At 59.3% G+C, this 18,704-nt stretch carries 18 protein-coding genes and 1 pseudogene; 12 read left to right on the top strand and 7 right to left on the bottom strand.

The window, feature by feature from the left end; translation table 11 throughout:
- Positions 1-221: 221 nt before the first annotated feature.
- The 7 genes from C3F36_RS22795 to C3F36_RS22765 are packed head-to-tail and all read right to left on the bottom strand — an operon-like array spanning position 222 to position 2,547.
- On the bottom strand, positions 222-662 hold the full coding sequence (locus C3F36_RS22795) for a hypothetical protein (protein WP_104455963.1): 441 nt from the start codon (positions 660-662) through the stop codon (positions 222-224).
- A gap of 15 nt (positions 663-677) precedes the next feature.
- Positions 678-899 (bottom strand): hypothetical protein, encoded by a 222-nt coding sequence (locus C3F36_RS22790; RefSeq protein WP_104455962.1) that lies wholly within the window; start codon positions 897-899, stop codon positions 678-680.
- Complete coding sequence (locus tag C3F36_RS22785) at positions 896-1,120, bottom strand: ogr/Delta-like zinc finger family protein (RefSeq protein ID WP_104455961.1); 225 nt, start codon at positions 1,118-1,120, stop codon at positions 896-898. Before C3F36_RS22785 ends, C3F36_RS22790 begins: the two co-directional genes overlap by 4 nt.
- Positions 1,121-1,128: 8 nt before the next feature.
- Positions 1,129-1,638, bottom strand: a complete 510-nt coding sequence (locus tag C3F36_RS22780; RefSeq protein ID WP_104455960.1) for a phage regulatory CII family protein — start codon at positions 1,636-1,638, stop codon at positions 1,129-1,131.
- A 37-nt stretch (positions 1,639-1,675) separates the two neighbouring features.
- Entirely contained in the window at positions 1,676-1,945 is a 270-nt protein-coding gene (locus C3F36_RS22775; protein ID WP_104455959.1) for a DNA-binding protein, read from the bottom strand.
- A gap of 21 nt (positions 1,946-1,966) precedes the next feature.
- Positions 1,967-2,350 carry a Cro/CI family transcriptional regulator gene (locus C3F36_RS23925; RefSeq protein ID WP_233759686.1) on the bottom strand — a complete coding sequence of 128 codons (384 nt, stop codon included), beginning with the start codon at positions 2,348-2,350 and terminating at the stop codon, positions 1,967-1,969.
- 2 nt (positions 2,351-2,352) lie between these two features.
- Complete coding sequence (locus tag C3F36_RS22765; protein ID WP_104455958.1) at positions 2,353-2,547, bottom strand: Cro/CI family transcriptional regulator; 195 nt, start codon at positions 2,545-2,547, stop codon at positions 2,353-2,355.
- Positions 2,548-2,666: 119 nt separating this feature from the next.
- Here C3F36_RS22765 and C3F36_RS22760 point away from each other — a divergent pair, with 119 nt between their 5' ends.
- The 12 genes and pseudogenes from C3F36_RS22760 to C3F36_RS22705 all read left to right on the top strand — a co-directional run bounded on the left by C3F36_RS22760 (position 2,667) and on the right by C3F36_RS22705 (position 18,617).
- Positions 2,667-3,365, top strand: a complete 699-nt coding sequence (locus C3F36_RS22760) for a LexA family protein (RefSeq protein WP_104455957.1) — start codon at positions 2,667-2,669, stop codon at positions 3,363-3,365.
- A 26-nt stretch (positions 3,366-3,391) separates the two neighbouring features.
- Positions 3,392-5,047, top strand: a complete 1,656-nt coding sequence (locus tag C3F36_RS22755) for a DUF4041 domain-containing protein (protein ID WP_104455956.1) — start codon at positions 3,392-3,394, stop codon at positions 5,045-5,047.
- A gap of 448 nt (positions 5,048-5,495) precedes the next feature.
- The gene (locus tag C3F36_RS22750; RefSeq protein WP_104455955.1) at positions 5,496-6,482 is read left to right on the top strand and encodes a phage integrase; all 987 of its coding nucleotides are present in this window, start codon (positions 5,496-5,498) and stop codon (positions 6,480-6,482) included.
- A 398-nt stretch (positions 6,483-6,880) separates the two neighbouring features.
- Entirely contained in the window at positions 6,881-7,864 is a 984-nt protein-coding gene (gene pheS / locus C3F36_RS22745) for a phenylalanine--tRNA ligase subunit alpha (protein ID WP_041215128.1), read from the top strand.
- Positions 7,865-7,876: 12 nt separating this feature from the next.
- Positions 7,877-10,264, top strand: a complete 2,388-nt coding sequence (gene pheT / locus C3F36_RS22740) for a phenylalanine--tRNA ligase subunit beta (protein ID WP_104455954.1) — start codon at positions 7,877-7,879, stop codon at positions 10,262-10,264.
- Between the two features lie 3 nt (positions 10,265-10,267).
- Positions 10,268-10,564: an integration host factor subunit alpha gene (ihfA, locus tag C3F36_RS22735; protein WP_005300715.1), complete on the top strand. Its 297-nt coding sequence runs from the start codon at positions 10,268-10,270 to the stop codon at positions 10,562-10,564.
- 54 nt (positions 10,565-10,618) lie between these two features.
- Positions 10,619-14,542, top strand: a pseudogene (locus C3F36_RS22730) (ATP-binding protein).
- A gap of 1 nt (position 14,543) precedes the next feature.
- The gene (locus C3F36_RS22725; RefSeq protein WP_104455953.1) at positions 14,544-15,794 is read left to right on the top strand and encodes a response regulator; all 1,251 of its coding nucleotides are present in this window, start codon (positions 14,544-14,546) and stop codon (positions 15,792-15,794) included.
- The gene (locus C3F36_RS22720; RefSeq protein WP_052815379.1) at positions 15,795-16,409 is read left to right on the top strand and encodes a GNAT family N-acetyltransferase; all 615 of its coding nucleotides are present in this window, start codon (positions 15,795-15,797) and stop codon (positions 16,407-16,409) included.
- A 72-nt stretch (positions 16,410-16,481) separates the two neighbouring features.
- Positions 16,482-17,255: a Sir2 family NAD+-dependent deacetylase gene (gene cobB / locus C3F36_RS22715; protein WP_041211443.1), complete on the top strand. Its 774-nt coding sequence runs from the start codon at positions 16,482-16,484 to the stop codon at positions 17,253-17,255.
- An 85-nt stretch (positions 17,256-17,340) separates the two neighbouring features.
- Positions 17,341-17,820, top strand: a complete 480-nt coding sequence (locus C3F36_RS22710) for a hypothetical protein (protein ID WP_041211442.1) — start codon at positions 17,341-17,343, stop codon at positions 17,818-17,820.
- Positions 17,817-18,617: a hypothetical protein gene (locus C3F36_RS22705; RefSeq protein ID WP_158656183.1), complete on the top strand. Its 801-nt coding sequence runs from the start codon at positions 17,817-17,819 to the stop codon at positions 18,615-18,617. Before C3F36_RS22710 ends, C3F36_RS22705 begins: the two co-directional genes overlap by 4 nt.
- Positions 18,618-18,704: the final 87 nt, after the last annotated feature.

The raw sequence follows: 18,704 nt of genomic DNA, 5'->3' as shown, positions 1-18,704 counted from the left end.
ATTCAGCCAGAGCGAGCGCCAGGCATGTGCATTGGCGGCGTGGTGCTGTGCCGCGATGTCGTCGGAGCGAGTCATATTGCGGCGCCGTGCCAGTCTGGTCAGATGCCAATGGCACTCCTTCACATTGCGTAGTGCGCTCGAAATCGCTACATTGCGCATATCAGTTACCTCAGTTGCTGATGGAAACCCCGCTGGTGCGTCAACACCGATAGCGGGGTTTTTTATTGGCCTTTTCCGGCCACCTTCTGCAAAACCGCTCTGCGGTTTTCCAATACGCTGGCCTGCTCGTTGAGCTCGGCCCGGCGCTTGTTCTCAAGCTCTGCCTGTTCCCGCTCGCTGCCGGTCGGCACCTCACGGCCAGTGGGGCGGTGCCATTCACGGCGGTCCAGCACGCCGCCATCAAACTCGTGCAGGGTCGCCAGCAATTCCCCCAGGGCGAGTCGGATCGCCTCTTGCTGCTCAAAATCGAAGTGGTCCAGCTCACGGGTGCCATAGGTGGTCGATAACCCGGCGGCGTAGCAGATGACGGCACGGGTCCGGGTCGGCAGGCGTGACCAGCGGCTGGCCGCCCCATTGCGGCCGAACTGGGCGCGCATCTCGGCCAGCGCCACTTCTGCGGCGCTGGGTGGTTGAACGAGATCGAAAACCTGAGCGGTGTTCATGGGGTGGCCCTCCGGTTATGCCTGCAGCAGCCTGACCAGCCAGTGGCGGTGTGGCTGGCAAGCGGGCTGGAAGCGCAGTGCGCCGCGGCGGCCCTGGCTGTCTTCCAGATAACTGCCGTCGAAACGGGTGGTGTTGCGCATCACCGGCTCGTCGCCGTTGGTGACGACAGTGGCGCGGGTGAACAGCAAAAATGGCAGCGGGATCAGGCCCGTCTGCTCGGCGCGAAGTTTGCTCATGGGGCCACCGCCTTCGCCCTGCGCGGGACCATGGGCAGCACAATGGCCGGGTTAGGCATGGCGCTGGGGCTGATGGTTGCGATGATTTCGAACCCCGCCTTGAAGGTGTGGCCGCACTCCACATTGCTGCACTGGTAAGTGGCAATGCCGCACAGCGGGCTCATCCGGGTGGAGGTGCGGGTGCTGGCGCGGGCTCCGCAGTGGGGGCAAATCAGTCTCATGAAATCTCCTAAGCCCCGGCCGCCATGCGCGCGATATCCAGCGCACAAGACAGAGAGGGGATGGCTTGGTATTTGTGCTCGATCTCGGTGATCAGAATGGCGAGGTTGCCCATGGCTGCCGTCGCCGCACCGACCAGTGCATTGCGTTGCCCCTTGGTCACGCGGCCGCTCTCCACCACCTTCAGTGCCTGTGCGCCGAGTCCGGCCACCCTGGCCGTGGTATCGATCACCTGATGGGCCAGGCTGGGGGCTTTCTCCCGCTCGGGGATGGCAACAGCCGTCAAGCCACAGCCAAACAGGGCGCCATCGAACAGGGTTTCATCGCCCTCACTCGCCTGGGTGATGGCAATCAGCTCGGCCACCGTCAGTTCGTGGGGCTGATCGGGGTTTAGCTTGTTGCGCAGGAGCTGCGGATTCATGCCTGCCCGCTGGGCGATCTCGGCCATGTTGTGACTGGCGGCAAAGCGTTGGCAGGCACTGATCCAGTGCGGATGTTTGCTGGCGTATTCGGTAAACATGCGAGCGTCTCCTTGACCCGATATGGTGTTGGCAGGTTCACGCGAGCGTCATGGTGACGTAGCGCTCGGCCTGATAACGGGCCTGCAGGAACAGGGCGTAAAGGTTGACCTCGCGAGGAGCGCCCGGGCCGTCTTGCAAGATGGGCAACTGGCCGCGGTCGGCGCGTTTTTTAACGGCCCCAATCGTCAAGCCCTGGCGCTTGGCGTACTCCTCCAGGCTTTCACTGACGCGATTGCCAAAGGGGTAATCGAACGGCAACTGGCTCACATCGCTGGGGATGCGGATGGGTTTGATTCGAGTAACCATGGTGAATCCTTCTCAGGAGGTTCAAACACAAGGGGTTGGTTGTTGCGGAGTACTGCGCGCGCTGGCCTTCAATTTGCCGCCGGTCAGCACCTCGATCTGGTAGGCGCGGCCTTGGGTGATCCAGGCATCCCATAACTTCTGAACAGCGACCTTGGTTTGCAGATGACTCAGCCAGAGTGCTTCTAACTCATCAAGGGTGAATGTCTGGATATAGACCCCACTGGCTACCTGTTTGCAAAATAGGAACTGCTCAAAGAAATCAATCTTGGTTTTGCGATGGTTAATGAGAAAGCTCCAAAGATAGGTGCCTCGAAGTGGCAACCCACTCCCACCAATCAAGAGTTGCTTATTGGCAAGATCGCGAAACTCGGGCAGTAGGAGATCGAAGGTGAACGCTGTGGTCATGGTCATGCTCCCGATTCCGTTGGGTTCGGTTTGGACTGCTCGGCCTTCAATTTGCCGTCAGTTAGCACCTCGATTTGGTAGGCACGGCCTTGTGGGATGGTTTCGCTCCACTTGCTGACAGCAACATGGGAAATACCGAGAGCTTTGGCAGTCGCTGTAACGGTGCCGAAGTGTTCAAGAACAGCACTTTTTTGCATTTTCAAATCCTCCGCAATGTCACCTAAGTGTCGGTGATGGCTAAAGGTAACTTATGGGTCGAGAAGGGGTCAAGTGGTTTCGTTGCTTTAGTTACCTTGCTGGGTGGTAACTTAGGTTTATGGAAACTATCAATGACCGCATATCAGCGCGCAGACGTGCGCAGAAAATGAGCCAAGACGAACTGGCTAAGCGAATCGGGATAACCCGGGTGTCGATTAGCAAGTGGGAGTCGGGACTTAACCAGCCAAAAGGCCGCTATCTCAATGATCTAGCGGCAGCGCTGGGGGTCACTGTTGACTGGCTTTTGACTGGAGACGGGGAGGCGAGGGCACAGCCTGCACCAGAAGTGATGCCTGGATATCACAACGTCGAACCGGCCGTGATCCCGCAAGGTACGCGCGTGCCTGTGCTGAGCTATGTTCAGGCCGGCCACTGGCACGAGATGTGTGAGCAGGCCACGGCCTTCGATGGCAATGTCGAGTATGTGACGGCGGGGGTTGATGTTGGCCCTTGTGGTTTCGGCCTCTGGTTGCGTGGCCAGTCGATGGAACCCTTCTTTAAGGAAGGCGACCTCATCATCGTTGACCCCGACGAAGCGCCCCAACCAGGGGATTTCGTCGTGGCCAAGAACGGCAGCGAAGAGGCCACCTTCAAGAAGTACCGGCCCCGCGGCATCGACGAGAGCGGACAAGAGGTGTTTGAACTGGTCCCCCTCAATGACGATTTCCCCACCATGCACTCCGACCGGCAGCACATCCAGATCATCGGCGTGATGGTAGAACACAGATCTTATAGAAAAAGACAAACAGGGCGCTAATGCGCCCTTTTTAATTTGGAGAGAGCATGAGCAGTAGTGATATTACATTAATAATAATATTGGCAGTTATTTTGCTTCCATCTGTTGGGTTAATTCTTTCATCAAGAAGCAAAAAGAAAATTATCCTTGAGCGTGATCTTGCTAGAAAGGAAGCTGAAACAGCAAAGGCTGATGTGGCCAGGCATAGAAATTTAATCTCCTCATTAGAAGAACGGTTGCAACCAATAGTCGACATGGAGGTTCAAGTTCAGAAACTTCATGATGATGCACGAAAACAGGTTAAGCAGATGACAGCTGAGGCTGATACTCTGCGGGCTAAAGCTCATGAGATATTAGAGTCAGCGCAAGAGAATGCAAGGGCTCAAGCTCAGCCTTATATAGATGAAGCGAAAGCATTACGTATTAAGGCAAGAGAAGCTGTTGATGCTGCTAATGCAAAAGCTCAATTAATAGAACAGCAATGCAGATTGGAAGCTGAGAAAATGATCTCGTTTGCAAACAAACGAGCTGAAGAAATTGCAGGGAATGCAATAGAAGCAAGAGACAAAGCGGAACAGTATGAATCAGCAATTCGAGCAATGCGAAACACGATTGAAGGATATAAGGACGAATATATTATCCCAAATCATTCCGTGCTTGATGATCTCGCGGAGGAATTCAGCCATAAAGAAGCCGGTGAGAATCTGAAAGCAGCTCGAAAGCGAGTTGGCAATTTGATAAAAAATGGTTTGGCTGGCGAATGTGATTATGCAGAACCACATCGCCGAATAAATGCCATTCATTTCGCTGTAGATGCTTTCAATGGAAAAGTTGATACTGCACTATCCAAGGTTAAGTTTGATAACTTTGGTAAAATAAAACAGGAAATAATAGATGCTTTCGCTTTGGTTAACCATAATGGGTCGCCCTTCAGAAATGCCCGTATAACCCATGAGTACCTTGATGCACGCCTGGATGAGCTGAAGTGGGCTGTTGCAGCTTATGAGCTACAACGCCAAGAACGCGAAGAGCAAAAGGCTATTCGTGATCAAATGCGTGAGGAGGAACGGGCACAGCGAGAAATAGAAAAGGCTATTCAAGAAGCAGAGAAAGAAGAACGGATGCTACAGAAAGCTTTAGAAAAAGCGCGTAAAGAATTGGCCTCGGCTAATGATGAGCAGCGACAGCAATTTGAGGCTCAATTGGCTGAGTTAGAAGAGAAATTAAAAGAAGCAGAATCTCGTGGTGAAAGGGCTCTATCTATGGCACAGCAGACGCGAAGGGGCCATGTTTATGTGATCAGCAATATAGGCAGTTTTGGGGAGCAGGTATTTAAGGTTGGTATGACTCGTCGTTTGGACCCATTGGACCGAGTCAAGGAGTTAGGCGATGCTTCTGTACCATTTGAGTTTGATGTCCATGCTATAATTTATAGTGAAGATGCGCCCACATTGGAAAGAGAGCTTCATAGGGAATTTGAGCGAAAAGCTGTAAACCGAGTAAATTCTCGCAAAGAATTTTTCCGCTTACCACTGATGGAAATCCGTCAAGCAGTTGAGTCACGTGGCCTGTCGGAGGTCCATTGGACAATGAAAGCGGAAGCTGCAGAATATCACGAGTCGCTTAGTATATATAATAAAGAGCGCTCAGCCGAAATTATAGAACCAACTAATAGTAATAAGGAAGTGGCCTTTGCGATGTAAAGCTATTCCTTTGGTTGGTCAAGGTTAAATGTTTTTGAGCGCAGATTATATATCTTCGCTCATTTTTCATTTATTTTCCCGACATCAAATATGGGCAAATGAGAAAATAAGGCTTTAACATACAACAGACCAGTAAATAGTTTCTCTGTCAATAGAGCGACAAGGGCTGATGCTTAAATGGGTAAGGGAAGGTGACTGATAGCTGGTTTCCCTTCCATTGCATTTAACCAGGTTATAAGTAGCTGTTGCTAGACCTAGTACCTCTCACGCTCTTCGGTTTCCCATGTATACCGTAGCCTCAGTTAAACACTGCTAATCATCATCAAATACTGTATAAAACCACAGTGTTTTGATGGAGGGTGATGACAGTGAAAGTGCAGTGGTTGGGTATGGTGTCGATGTGCGGGCTGCGGGGATGGGTAAGTGCCTTCCTTTATAAGGAGGGGCGATGAGCATCAAGTCCACGCCCGAGGGGTACCTGGTCGATATCCGCCCGCAGGGGAGGGAAGGCAAGCGGATCCGCAAGCGCTTCAAGACCAAGTCCGAAGCCCAGCAGTTCGAGCGTTGGGTGATCGCCACCGAGCATAATAAAGAGTGGGTGGATCGCCCGGCAGATAACCGGCCGCTATCCGAGCTGATCGAACTCTGGTGGTGCTACCATGGCCAGACCCTGAAAGCAGGGGAGGAGGTACGAAAGAAACTCCACAATATCGATGCCGCGTTGCGCCACCCGTTGGCGAGACAAGTGACCCGGGCTCTGTTCTCCGAGTATCGGGCGCAGCGACTGCATGCCGGCCGACAACCCAAGACGGTGAACCGCGAGCAGGAGATGCTGGGCGGGGTCTTCTCAGTGCTCACCGATCTCGGTCACTACCACCACGAGCACCCGCTCAAAGAGATGAAGAAGGTCAAACTGGTTGAGCGGTCGATGGGCTACCTGACCCAGGAAGAGATCGGCGACGTACTAGCTGCGCTATCTGGGGATAACCTGAAAGTGGTCAAACTCTGTCTGGCCACGGGAGCGCGTTGGAGTGAAGCAGCCAATCTGCGCCGTGAAGATGTGCTGGCCAGCCGGGTGACCTACATCAACACCAAGAATGGCAAGAACCGCACCGTGCCGATCTCGGCCGAGCTGTGTCAGGAGATAACAAACGGGGTGAACCGGGGTCCGCTGTTCCGTGACCTCGACTATTTGCTGGTGCGTGACGTTCTCAAGACCGTGGCGCCGGATCTGCCAGCAGGGCAGGCGGTGCATGTGTTCCGGCACACGTTTGCATCACACTTCATGATGTCCGGGGGCAACATCCTTGCGCTGCAAAAAATTCTGGGCCATCACAACATCCAGCAAACGATGACCTATGCCCACTTTGCACCGGACTATCTGAGCGATGCGGTGCGCTTCAACCCGCTGGAAAACCCGCTACCTGTCGCATGATGAAGTGTCCACAAATTGTCCCAAACAGGGTCGTCACGGGGCTTTTGATGTACCCTCTTGTCACTCGTAACTCATTGATATTTATCTATGTTGTTGTTTTCATTAGACATGGAAAGGGGGCTCAGGCCTCCTTTTTTGTTGCTCATTTTTGAGCGTTGGCAGGTAGCATGCCACGTTCATGAATGCTTTATCCTTCCATATGCCAACAAACTAGAACAAACGACGCTTGTCTTAATCCTGTTGCATCTGGCTTGTGGCTTTATCCATATAACAAAATGATTTGCAGGGAGAAAAGCCCGTCATAACTATGGTCAGCCAAGGGGCTTTTTTTGTATTATTCCCCTCTTGACCTTATTTAGCCTAAAGGCTCCTGTTCCGGGAGTGGTGACGAGGAAGACATGCAACAGCTTGAAGAAGTAGTCGGCCAGGCCAAGGCCGAAATTGAGGGCGTGAGCGACATCGCCGCCCTCGACGAAATCCGGGTCAAATATCTGGGTAAAAAGGGCTTTTTTACCGAGCAGATGAAGGGACTGGGTGCCCTGTCCGCTGAAGAGCGTCCCGCAGCGGGCGCCGTGATCAACCAGGCCAAACAGCAGGTTCAGGATGCCCTAAACGCGCGTCGTGAAGCCCTCGAAGTCGCCGTGCTGAACCAGAAGCTGGCCGCCGAGACCATCGACGTCAGCCTGCCGGGCCGCCGCATCGAGAATGGCGGTCTGCACCCGGTGACCCGCACCATCGAGCGCATCGAGCGCCTGTTTGGCGAGATGGGCTTCAAGGTTGCCCGTGGTCCCGAGATTGAAGATGGCTTCCACAACTTCGATGCGCTGAACATCCCGGCGCACCACCCGGCGCGTACCGATCACGATACCTTTTACTTCAATCCTGATCTGATGCTGCGTACCCACACCTCGGGCGTGCAGATCCGCACCATGGAACATCAGCAGCCGCCGATCCGCATCATTGCGCCGGGCCGCGTCTATCGTAACGACTACGACATGACCCACACCCCGATGTTCCACCAGGTCGAAGGCCTGCTGGTTGACGAGCATGCCAGCTTCACCGAGCTCAAGGGCATCCTGCACGACTTCCTGCGCAACTACTTCGAGGAAGACTTGACCATTCGCTTCCGTCCTTCCTACTTCCCGTTCACCGAGCCGAGCGCCGAAGTGGACGTGATGGGCAAGAACGGCAAGTGGCTGGAAGTGCTGGGCTGCGGCATGGTGCACCCGAACGTGCTGCGTTCGGTCGGCATCGATCCGGAAAAATACTCCGGCTTTGCCTTCGGCATGGGCGTTGAACGCCTAACCATGCTGCGTTACGGGGTCAACGACCTGCGTGCCTTCTTCGAAAACGACCTGCGCTTCCTCAAGCAGTTCAAGTAAGGGCGAGAGAACATGAAATTCAGTAAATCCTGGGTGATGGAGTGGGTCCGCACCGAGTTGAGTGACAACGCACTAGCCGAGCAGATCACCATGGCCGGTCTGGAAGTAGACGCCGTGGAAGCGGTGGCTGGCCAGTTCAACAACGTGGTGGTGGGTGAAGTGGTCGAGTGTGGCCAGCATCCGGACGCCGACAAGCTGCGGGTGACCAAGGTCAACGTGGGCGAAGAAGAGCTGCTGGACATCGTCTGCGGTGCACCGAACTGCCGTGCCGGCCTCAAAGTCTGCGTGGCCAAGGTCGGGGCGACCCTGCCGGGTGATTTCACCATCAAGAAAGCCAAGCTGCGTGGTCAGCCGTCCCATGGCATGCTCTGCTCCTTCAGCGAGCTGGGCATCGACGTCGAGGCCGATGGCATCATCGAGCTGCCGCTTGACGCCCCCATCGGCACCGATATCCGTGAATACCTGGCGCTCAACGACGTCAGCATCGACGTGGATCTGACCCCGAACCGTGCCGACTGCCTCGGCATCGCCGGCCTGGCCCGTGAAATCGGCGTGCTCAACAGCGTGGACGTGGTCGAGCCGACCTGGACCCCTGCTGCTGCCACCATCGACGCTACCTTCCCGATCCGGGTTGAAGCGCCGGCCGATTGCCCCCGTTATCTCGGTCGTGTCATCAAGGGGCTGAACCTGCACGCCCAGAGCCCGCTCTGGATGCAGGAGAAGCTGCGCCGTGGCGGTATTCGCTCCATCGACGCCATCGTCGACATCACCAACTACCTGCTGCTGGAATACGGCCAGCCGATGCACGCCTTCGACCTGGCGACGCTTGAAGGGGAACTGGTGGTGCGCCGCGCCAAGGCCGACGAGCCGATGACCCTGCTCGATGGCAACGAGGTGAAGCTCAAAGAGACCACCCTGGTGATTGCCGATGCCAAGGGCCCTGCCTGCATGGCCGGCATCTTCGGCGGCGATCGCACCGGTGTCTCCGAGACCACCACCGACATCCTGCTGGAGTGCGCCTTCTTCGCGCCGCTCTCCATCACCGGCCGTGCCCGTGCCTACGGTCTGCACACCGACTCCTCCCACCGCTTCGAGCGCGGGGTGGATCCGCAGCTGCAGGCCAAGGTGATGGATCGCGCCACCCGTCTGCTGCTGGATATCTGCGGCGGTGAAGCGGGCCAGGTGGTCGAGGTCAAATCCGATGCCCATCTGCCCAAGGCTGCCCCCATCAAGCTGCGCCGCACCAAGCTCGACAAGGTGATCGGCATCAGCGTGGCGGATGCGCAGGTGGTCGAGATCCTGACTCGCCTAGGCATGCAGGTGACCGTGGATGCCGACGGCTGGACCGCGCTGGCTCCCTCCTGGCGTTTCGATATCGCCATCGAGGAAGATCTCATCGAGGAAGTGGCCCGCATCTACGGCTACAACAACATCCCCAACCTCAAACCCGCCGCATCCCTCGCGATGGTAGAGCAGGCAGAAGGGCAGGTGACCCTGAAGCGGGTGCGCGACCTGCTGGTCGATCGCGGCTTCCAGGAAGCGATCACCTACAGCTTCGTGGATCCCAAGGCTCAGCAGACCCTGTTCCCGCAGAGCGATGCCATCGTGCTGCCAAACCCGATCTCCGTTGAGATGTCCGCCATGCGCGTCTCTCTGTTCCCGGGTCTGGTGCAGGCGGTGGTCTACAACCAGAACCGTCAGCAGCCGCGCGTGCGCCTGTTCGAGCAGGGCCTGCGTTTCATCAAGGACGAGAATGCCGAGAATGGCATCCGTCAGGAACCCATGCTCGCCGGCATCATCACCGGTAACCAGGGGGACGAGCACTGGGATGTTAAGGCCCGTCCCGTCGACTTCTTCGATCTGAAGGGTGACCTGGAAGCGGTGCTGGATCTGACTGCAGAAGGGGCTACCTTCACCTTCGAGCGCACCGAGCACAGTGCCCTGCATCCGGGCCAGAGCGCAGCCATTCTGCGTAATGGCGTCGTGATCGGCCACATCGGCGTGATCCATCCGAGCCTCGAGAAGAAGCTGGGGCTCAAGAGCCGCGCTGTCATGTTCGAGCTGGAACTGGACAAACTGACGCCGGCCAAGGTGCCGGTTGCTGCCGAAGTATCCAAGTTCCCGGCCAACCGTCGCGACATCGCCGTGGTGGTTGACAGACAGATCCTGGCAGGCGACGTTCTGGCAGTAATTAAAAAAGTTGGCGGAAATCAGTTAGTTGGAATAAACTTGTTCGACGTATACCAGGGCGCTGGTATGGCAGAGGACAAGAAGAGCCTGGCCATCAGCCTGGTGTTGCAAGACACCCAGCGCACCCTGGAGGAGAAAGAGATCGCCGAGACCGTGGACAATGTCGTGCGGGCCCTCGGTGAAGAGTTGAATGCATCCTTGAGGGATTGATCTATGGCGCTTACCAAAGCCGATATTGCAGAGCACCTGTTCACCCAGCTCGGGATGAGCAAGCGTGAAGCCAAAGATATGGTGGAAGCCTTCTTTGAGGAGATCAGACAGGCGCTCGAGCGTGGCGAACAGGTCAAGATTTCCGGCTTCGGTAACTTCGATCTTCGCGAGAAGAACCAGCGTCCCGGACGCAACCCCAAGACGGGGGAGGATATTCCCATCAGCGCCCGTCGCGTGGTGACCTTCCGGCCCGGCCAGAAGCTCAAGGCCAGGGTAGAAAATGTTGAACCCAACGAGTGACAAAAAGCCAGGCAATCGCCTGGCTTTTCCATTCCGATGATAAAAATCCTTCTGTTGTTCGGCGCGCTGCTGGCCTTGCCACTGCGTGCCGCCATACTCCCGTTGTCACCGGATGCCCAGGCTTATGCCGATTCGCTCACCGGACTGACGTTCTGTTACCCGGCCCTGCAACGTCCTCCCTATCTGGAGGCGGAGGGGGGCTTGCTCATCGATCGCATGACGCGGTTGGCAGAGCTGTTGCCGGTACCGGTACATGTCGAGAAGCGGCCGAGCTGGGCAGCCATGACGCAGGATCTGCTGAACGGGCGCTGCGATCTCATTCCTCACGTCGGGCCTGCCCGGTCGAACTCGAGCAATACCGTCTTGAGCCGCGCCATGATGGAAGCGGAGTCTGCCATCCTCTATCGGGGTGAGCTCGATCAGGCGCAGTTTCTGGTGTCACCCATCTGGCAGGCCCAGGAGACCCTGAAGCGTCTCTATCCTGGTTCATCCCAGCAACTGCTGACCGATGCCGAGAACTGGTATGGTGCCCTGGTGGCCGGCAAGGGCAGCGCCTATCTCGGCGATTATCTGCAACTGCGCTACCTGATGCGGGAATTCCCGGATGAAGGGCTGCGCCTTCGCCGTCTTCGCAGCGACGATCTGGTCATCAGCTATCGGCTGATGATGCGCAACCAGCCCGAGTTGCTGGAGCTGGTGGATACAGCCATCCGCTATTTGCCGCCGGGCAGTCTCTACCGGGATCTGGGCAAGTATCTGCCTCAGGGTGAGCAGGATGTGAATCCCCTGCATTTTACCGACAAGGAGCAGGCCTGGCTGGTCGGCAAGGCCCACACCATCAAGATGGTGGCGGATCCCGGTTTCATGCCGTACAGCGGCGTCAACCAGCAGGGAGCGCTCATTGGCTGGAGTGCGGATGTCTTGCGGGAAGTGAGTCGGCAGACAGGGCTGCGCTTCGAGCTGGTGCCCGCCGCCAGCCGGGAGGAGGCGTTGGCATTGCTGCGCAGTGGCGATGCCGCCATGATGGTCGGACTGATGGAGTCCGCCGCCCTGAACAAGGAGTTCGACTTCACCAGGATGGTGGCGACCAGCCGCTATGCTCTGGTCAGTCGCAGCAAGAGGGGGTCTGCCTCCCTCGCGGAGGTCAGTGGCAAGGTGGTGGTCCCGAGAATGCTCTATGATCCCGGCCTGCTTGCCCGGTTCGGCCAGCATGAGTGGGAGGTGACCGACAACCTGCTGCAGGGATTGGCGGCGGTGCGGCATGGGGATGCCCAGGCCATGCTGGCGGAGTTGTACCAGCTCCAATATCCCATTCGAAACAACCAGTTGAGCGAGCTGACCATCACCGAATTGCCGGAGCGTTTCGGCCTCGGCTTTGCCATCCGGCCGGAACAGACCAGCCTGGCAGGGGTGCTGGATCAGAGCCTGATGACCCTCAATGATCGGCAGGTGGACGATCTGGTGCAACGCTGGCGTCGCCTGGTGGTCAACCAGCAGGAAGGGGTCAGCTACGGTTTCTGGCTTGGCTCCGTGTTGCTGGCACTGCTGATCAGCATGGCGGTGATCTGGTCAGTCTGGCGTTCCCGCCAGCAACTGGCCCAGGAGGCCCGCGAGCGTCACAAGGTGGAGCAGGCGCTGGCGCTGGAAAGCAAGTTCAGGGAGTCTCTCTTCCAGGCGCTCCCCGTTCCCGTGTTCTTGCGCAATGACAAGGGGGAGGTGATCAAGCGCAACAAGCGGGCCAAGCGCATGGAGGCGCGCTACGCCGCCGATCTGGTGCTGCCCGCGCCACAGTTGCAGGGCGCCGAAGGAGAGCTGGCGCTGCACGAGCAGGTCTACTCCTATGCCCAGATCCCCTTGCGACTGGGGCCCCAGGCACCGGCAGGGGATCTTATCGCCCTCTCCGACATCAGCGCTCTGCGCGAGCGTACCCGCCTGCTGCGTCAGGCAGAGCGGCGCCTGCGCGCCCTCACCAATACGGTGCCCGGTGTGGTGCTGCAATTCACCCTGCTGGGGGGAGCCATCACCCGGGTGGAGTTTGTGAGCCGGGGCAGTCACGAGCTGCTGGGGCTGGCGAGCCAGCAGATCCGGGTCAATCCCAACGAGACCCTGACCCGCATCTCCCATCAGGACAGGCGCGAGATGCGAGCCCCCATGCTGGCCATGCTGCAAGCCGGACGACCGTTCTCCCATCTGCTGCGCTATCAGCACCCCGCCAAGGGAACCCGCTGGCTGCAATTTTCCGGCAGGGGGCGCCGTCAGGGAGAGGGGTGGCGGATCTACGGGGTGGTGCAGGATGTGACGGCCAGGGTGGAGCAGGAGCACTCCCTGCAACTTTCCCACGAGCAGGCCCAGCAGGCCGTGCTTGCCAAGGGGCGCTTCCTGGCCGCCGTGAGCCACGAGATCCGCACCCCCATGAACGCCATGCTCGGCCTGCTGGAGTGGCTCGAGCAGACCGGACTCAATGCAGAGCAGGCCTCGGTTCTGGCCCATGTCAGACAGGCGGGCAATGAACTGCTCGGACTGCTCAATGACGTGCTCGACTTCAGCCGCAACGAGACGCGCCAGTTGCGCCTCTCCGTGCAGCCCACGGATCTGGTGGAGCTGTGCGAGCATGTGGCGGCGGTGCACTGGTCCAAGGCGCGATCCCGTCATCTGCAACTGCGCCTGGCGCTCGACCCGGCGCTGCCCGCCTTGATGGAACTCGATCCCCACCGGGTGCAACAGGTGCTGCACAACCTGCTCTCCAACGCCATCAAGTTCAGCGAGCGGGGAGAGGTGGTGCTCTGGGCCCGGCGACAAGGGGAGTGGATTTTGTGCGGGGTGGACGACGAGGGGCCCGGGATCAGTGCCGAGCTGTTGCCCCGGTTGTTCCTGCCCTTCGAACAAGGGGAGGAGCCTGGCCAGCCCAGAGCCCAGGGAACCGGGCTTGGGCTAGCCATCTGCCGCCAGTTGATGGAGCAGATGGAGGGCGAGATCCGGGTCGAGCCTCTGGCTCGCGGGGGTAGCCGTTTCCTCTGCTCGTTGCCCCTCAGGCATGCGCAGGAGAAGGCGCCCTGGCAACCGCGCGTCAAGACGGTCTCCCTACAACTGTTGCCCGGGGAGCTCGAATATATGCGGGCCTGGCTCGCAGAGTTTGGCGTGGCCGAGGATCCGGCGGCACCTTGCCTTGGGGCCATGCAGGACGATGGGGGCTTGCGCGCCTGGTACTGGCAGGGGGAACCCTGGATCCCGGGCTCCGTGGTCAGCCTGCTGCAGCCCAGACTCGTCCGTGGCGCCGAGGAGATCACGGACCTGCCGGGGGCAGGCAGGCGGGTGCTGCTGGTGGAAGATCACGAGGTGAACAGAATGCTGATCAGCATGCAGCTGGGTCAGCTGGGGGCCCGGGTATTGAGCGCGGCCAATGGCCGTCTGGCACTGGAGATCCTGTAATCGGAGTCGGTGGATCTGGTGCTGACGGATCTGCAGATGCCGGTGATGGACGGCGCCGAGCTCTGCAGGCAATTGCACGCCGATGAACGCTGGCAGCATCTACCCGTCTACGTGATCACCGCGGATCTCAGCGAGCAGGCAGCGCAGCGACTGGCGGAATGCGGCTGTCAGGGCCATCTGGACAAACCCGTCTTGCTCAGGGATCTGGCCGTATTGCTTCGTACCGTCTTTGGCCCCCATGACGGGGGGAAGGCACCGCAGCCAACGGCAGCCCTTTCCCTGCCCGTGTCCCTCAGCCCGGCCTTCGTAGACATCTATCTGGCATCGGTTCACCATGATCTGGCCGACATTGAGCGGTGTGTCACACAAGGGGACGAGAAGGCCCTCAATACGGCTTTACACAAGATGAAGGGGGCCGCCAAAATGGTGGGGGCGACCCCCCTGGTAGAGGTGATCGACCGTTGGCAGGAGGCCCCCGGACATCCCCTTGCAGCCGCCTTGAGGCAGTGCGTGGAAGAGGTCTGCCGACAACTGGGCGAGAGAGCATGAGATGATCATCACAGATGAAGAGTTGATGGACTTGCTGGAGTCTGATGACAGCCAGGAGCCAACGTTTTACCCGGTCAGCGTCTATGCCCTGGACGCCGTCTCCCATCTGGCGGTCAAGGGAGCGGGCCTGCCGGCCTATGCCAATCTGCACCGCACCCGACCCGATGCCGGCTGGCAATGGGAAGGACTGTTTGCCGCCGGGGCCATCGCCCTGTTTGATCCTGCCTCTCATCAGGGGGCCGACTATCTGCCTCATCTGTTGGCTCCCGGGGCGGGGATCTATCGCCTCAGCGATCCCTGGCTCGAGGGGTTGCAGGCACGGGAGCAGGGGTGGCGTGCCTGGCTCGCCCAGTGCCAGATCCTGCTGCTCGAAGATCACCCCTTCCAGGGAGCCTGCATTCAGCAGGAGATCCAGGGACTGGGGTTGCCCTGCCACTGGGTTCAGGATGGCGAAGGGTGCCTCAAGGCGCTGGAAGAGGGGGGCGTGAGATTGCTTATCTGTGATCTCAGCCTAGCGGAGCAGGATGCCATCAGCCTGCTGATGAGCCATCCCCAGTATCGCCACAGCGGTCTGCCCATCATCCTGCTCTCCGCTCATGATCAGACCCTGATAGACGGCGCCCGGCGTCTCCTGCACGATGCGGGTTTCAACGTGCTGGCCGCCCTGGCCAAGCTGCTGCAAAGCGACGATCTGCTGCGTCTGCTCAAGATGCTCTATCTTGGCCCCCAGCGTCAGCGCAGGCTGGGCGGGCTCAAGCGCACCGTGCGTAGCTGGCAGGGAGAGGCGAGAGGACAGCTTGGGCTGCTGGCAGATGCGGCTTCCTGCACGCTGCCGATCTGGCTGAGCCTGAGCGGTCTTTCCCCTCACTGGGAGCCGCTCAAGCTCTGGCTCGAGCAGCATGGACGAGAAGCAAGCGAACTCACCCTGGTCATCCACCGACGGGATCACCTGCTGAGCCAGGCGGACCGTTTCGCCCTGGTGCTGCAGGCGAGCCTCGCGGGGGCCAGACTCGCGCTGCTGCTCGATCATGCCCAGCACCTGCCGTTTGATCTCATCGAGCGTCTGCCGTTGCAATCCTTGCTGCTCGGGCAACACCTGCTGCCCGAACTGGAGGCGATGGCTGCCGACTCCTTGCTGGCCCGCTTCATCCAGCGCTCCCGGGAGCTTGGCATCGCGCTCTACCTCGACGACCCCTTCAACCTGCAGGATGCCGCCCAGTGGCAGGATCGCGGCGTGGCAGGGCGCTGGTAAATGGCTCGCTATCTTTGCTGGCCGCTCGATGAGCCGCGCTTGTGGCAGGGAATGTCGGGTTGGACGGCTCCCGCCTCACGGGCCGCCTTGCCGATGACGATGGTGGTGGGGGGGCTGACTTGCCGCTTGCAGGAGCTGGCGGGCAGCGACCCGAAGCGAATATGCGCGGCCTATGACGCCCTGAGCGAGCAGAGCGTCTATTTGCGCTTCATGCGGGCCAAGCAGCCTGCGACGGCCGAGCAGCTCGCCTTCTTTCTCGACTACCCCAGAGAACCCCAGATAGGATTGCTGCTGACCGACGAGCAGGGGGGGCCGCTTGCCATGGCCCAGTCCGTTCGCCGGCGCCTGCACCCGGACAGGGCCGAGTTTTCCTGCATCGTCGCGGATCATTTTCAGCATCGCGGCGCCGGGCGTCGCATCCTGCTGGCGCTTGCGCGGCTGGCATACGGGGAGGGGATCCGGGAGTGGACGGCGGAAGTGCTCGGCCAGAATCGCCCCATGCTGGCTCTGCTCAAGGGGCTCGGGTTGCCGCTTACCCTGGTGACAGGACGGGAGATGGTCTTTGCCAGGCTGGATCTCGCGCCCATGGCGAGCTTTGTGCTCCCATCGGCCTAAGACCAAGGGCGAATGGGCCGCCTCTTGCTCCTGTGCTAAGGTCAGCCTGTTACCCGTTGGAGGAGAACAACCATGGTGCAGTCAGCCAAACATATCGTGATCCTCACCGGTGCCGGCATCTCGGCCGAATCCGGTATCAAGACCTTCCGGGCCTGTGATGGCCTGTGGGAAGAGCACATGGTGGAGGACGTGGCCACCCCTGAAGGCTATGCGCGGGATCCCGAACTGGTACAACGTTTCTACAATGCACGGCGCCATCAGTTGCAGCGCGCCGAGATCCACCCCAATCCGGCCCACTATGCATTGGCCCGTCTGGAGCGCCTGCTGCCGGGGCGCGTCACCTTGGTCACCCAGAACATCGACAACCTGCACGAGAGTGCCGGCAGCAAGAACCTCATCCACATGCACGGCGAGTTGCTCAAGGCCCGCTGCCCGGGCTCTGGTCAGGTGATCGAGTGGCGCGGGGATCTCCATCAGGAAGAGCTGTGTTCCTGCTGCCAGTTTCCCCACCCGCTGCGCCCCCATGTGGTCTGGTTCGGGGAGATGCCCCTCGGACTTGACCGCATCTACTCGGCCCTGGCTCAGTGCGATCTCTTCATCTCCATCGGGACCTCCGGGGCGGTCTACCCTGCCGCCGGATTCGTCCATGAGGCCGGCCTGAACGGTGCCCATACGGTGGAGCTCAATCTGGAGCCGAGCGAAGTGGGCAGCCAGTTTGATGAAAAACGTTATGGTCCGGCTTCCTTGCTGGTGCCCGCTTTTGTGGATGAACTCCTGCAAAGTTGCGGAGTGCATCAGCCTCTCTCCGTCGAGGGCCATAACTGGATGGAGATGCGGGGCCCCTAATTATTGATTTTTCACACAGTTGCATTGACCCACTGAAATCGCCACACTGGCTCCTAACTTCAAGATGCAGTTGGCACAACATGTCATGAACTTTCCAACGCGCGGGATGGCCTCGCTCCTGCTGGTGCTTTTCTCGTTCGGTACCCAGGCTTCCTCCTCTTCGCTATTGCAACTGATCCTGCCGGACAAGCGGGAAATCACCCTGGATGAGGCGGCGTTGGCAGCCTTGCCACAAGTGGAGTTCGAGACGGCGACGCCCTGGACCCTCGGCACTCACCGCTATCGTGGACCGACCCTGAAGAGCGTGCTGGCGCAGCAGCAGGTGGATAGTGCCAGCGCCATCGATGTTGCCGCACTCAATGGCTACCAGCAGCGGGTCGATCTCTCCCTGTTTGCCAAGGTGCCGCTGACCCTGGTGCGTTACCAGGATGACAAACCGCTCACCCGTCGCAATAAAGGGCCGCTCTGGCTGCTGGTCCCCCTCTCGGCCCATCCCGACATGGATGTGTCCGCCATCCACAACAACATGGTCTGGCAGGTGATCCGCATCGAGGTTGTCCCGTGACGCGACGACAGCGAGATAACCTGCTGCTTGCAGCCATGGTGAGTCTGTTGCAGTTTGAGTTTGTGACCCGGGAAAGCAGCTTTGATCTGGCGTGTCGCTTCGGAGTGGCCAGGCGCGAGGGTGGCGAGGATGCCGATGAGCTATTGGAGCAAGCCATATTGGCATTGAACGAGGCCAAGCGTGAGGGGACCACCCTGGTGTGGTATCAGAGTGCGATGAAGGCTGATCTCCACATGGCCCAGCGGCAGCTGCACCAATTGCGGGAATGGCTGGCGGGGGCCGCCCCTTCCCCCCTGGAGACCCTCTGCGAGGCGATGAGAGACGAGCAGGGCGTGCCGGTGACGGCGGTCAGCCTGCGCTGGCGGGTGAGCCAGCAGCCCTGTGACGTGGGCTGGATGCAAGAGCGTGGTGTCCTTGGGCCCGTGATGGCACGATGGCTGACAGAAGAGCCATGCAGTGGCACCTTGCTGGTAAGGCTTCATCAGCCTGCCCAGCTGGCCCCTCTGCTGGCGAGCCTGCCCCCCTTGCCACAGGGGAGACTGATCCTGGCATTGCCTGCGCTGATACCGGATGCCACCCTGCTTGAGAAGATGCGCGAGTGTGGCTGCATGCTGGCGCTGAGCGAGCTTGGCAGCTGCGCCCCCGAACTGCTGCAAGCGGGCTGGCCAATTCGCTACTGGCTGCCAGCACCCTCCGGGTACGAGGCGCTGCTCCAGCCGTTGGCAACGGCGCTGGGGCTGCTGCGCCTGGCTCCCCTGGGAGAGGCGCAGCAAGAGGATGATCTCAAGCTGAGTTGAGTGGTGGCTTGTGCAGTCTCGGGGCCGATGCCAAGGAGACAATACACAGAAGAGCGGCTCATGGCCGCCCTTCTGCTGCTTGCTGGC

It is taken from the genome of Aeromonas sp. ASNIH2, assembly GCF_002934795.1.
GTDB lineage: Bacteria > Pseudomonadota > Gammaproteobacteria > Enterobacterales > Aeromonadaceae > Aeromonas > Aeromonas caviae.
Note: the sequence above shows the minus strand (reverse complement) of the source record. Positions and strands in the feature narration are given on the sequence as shown.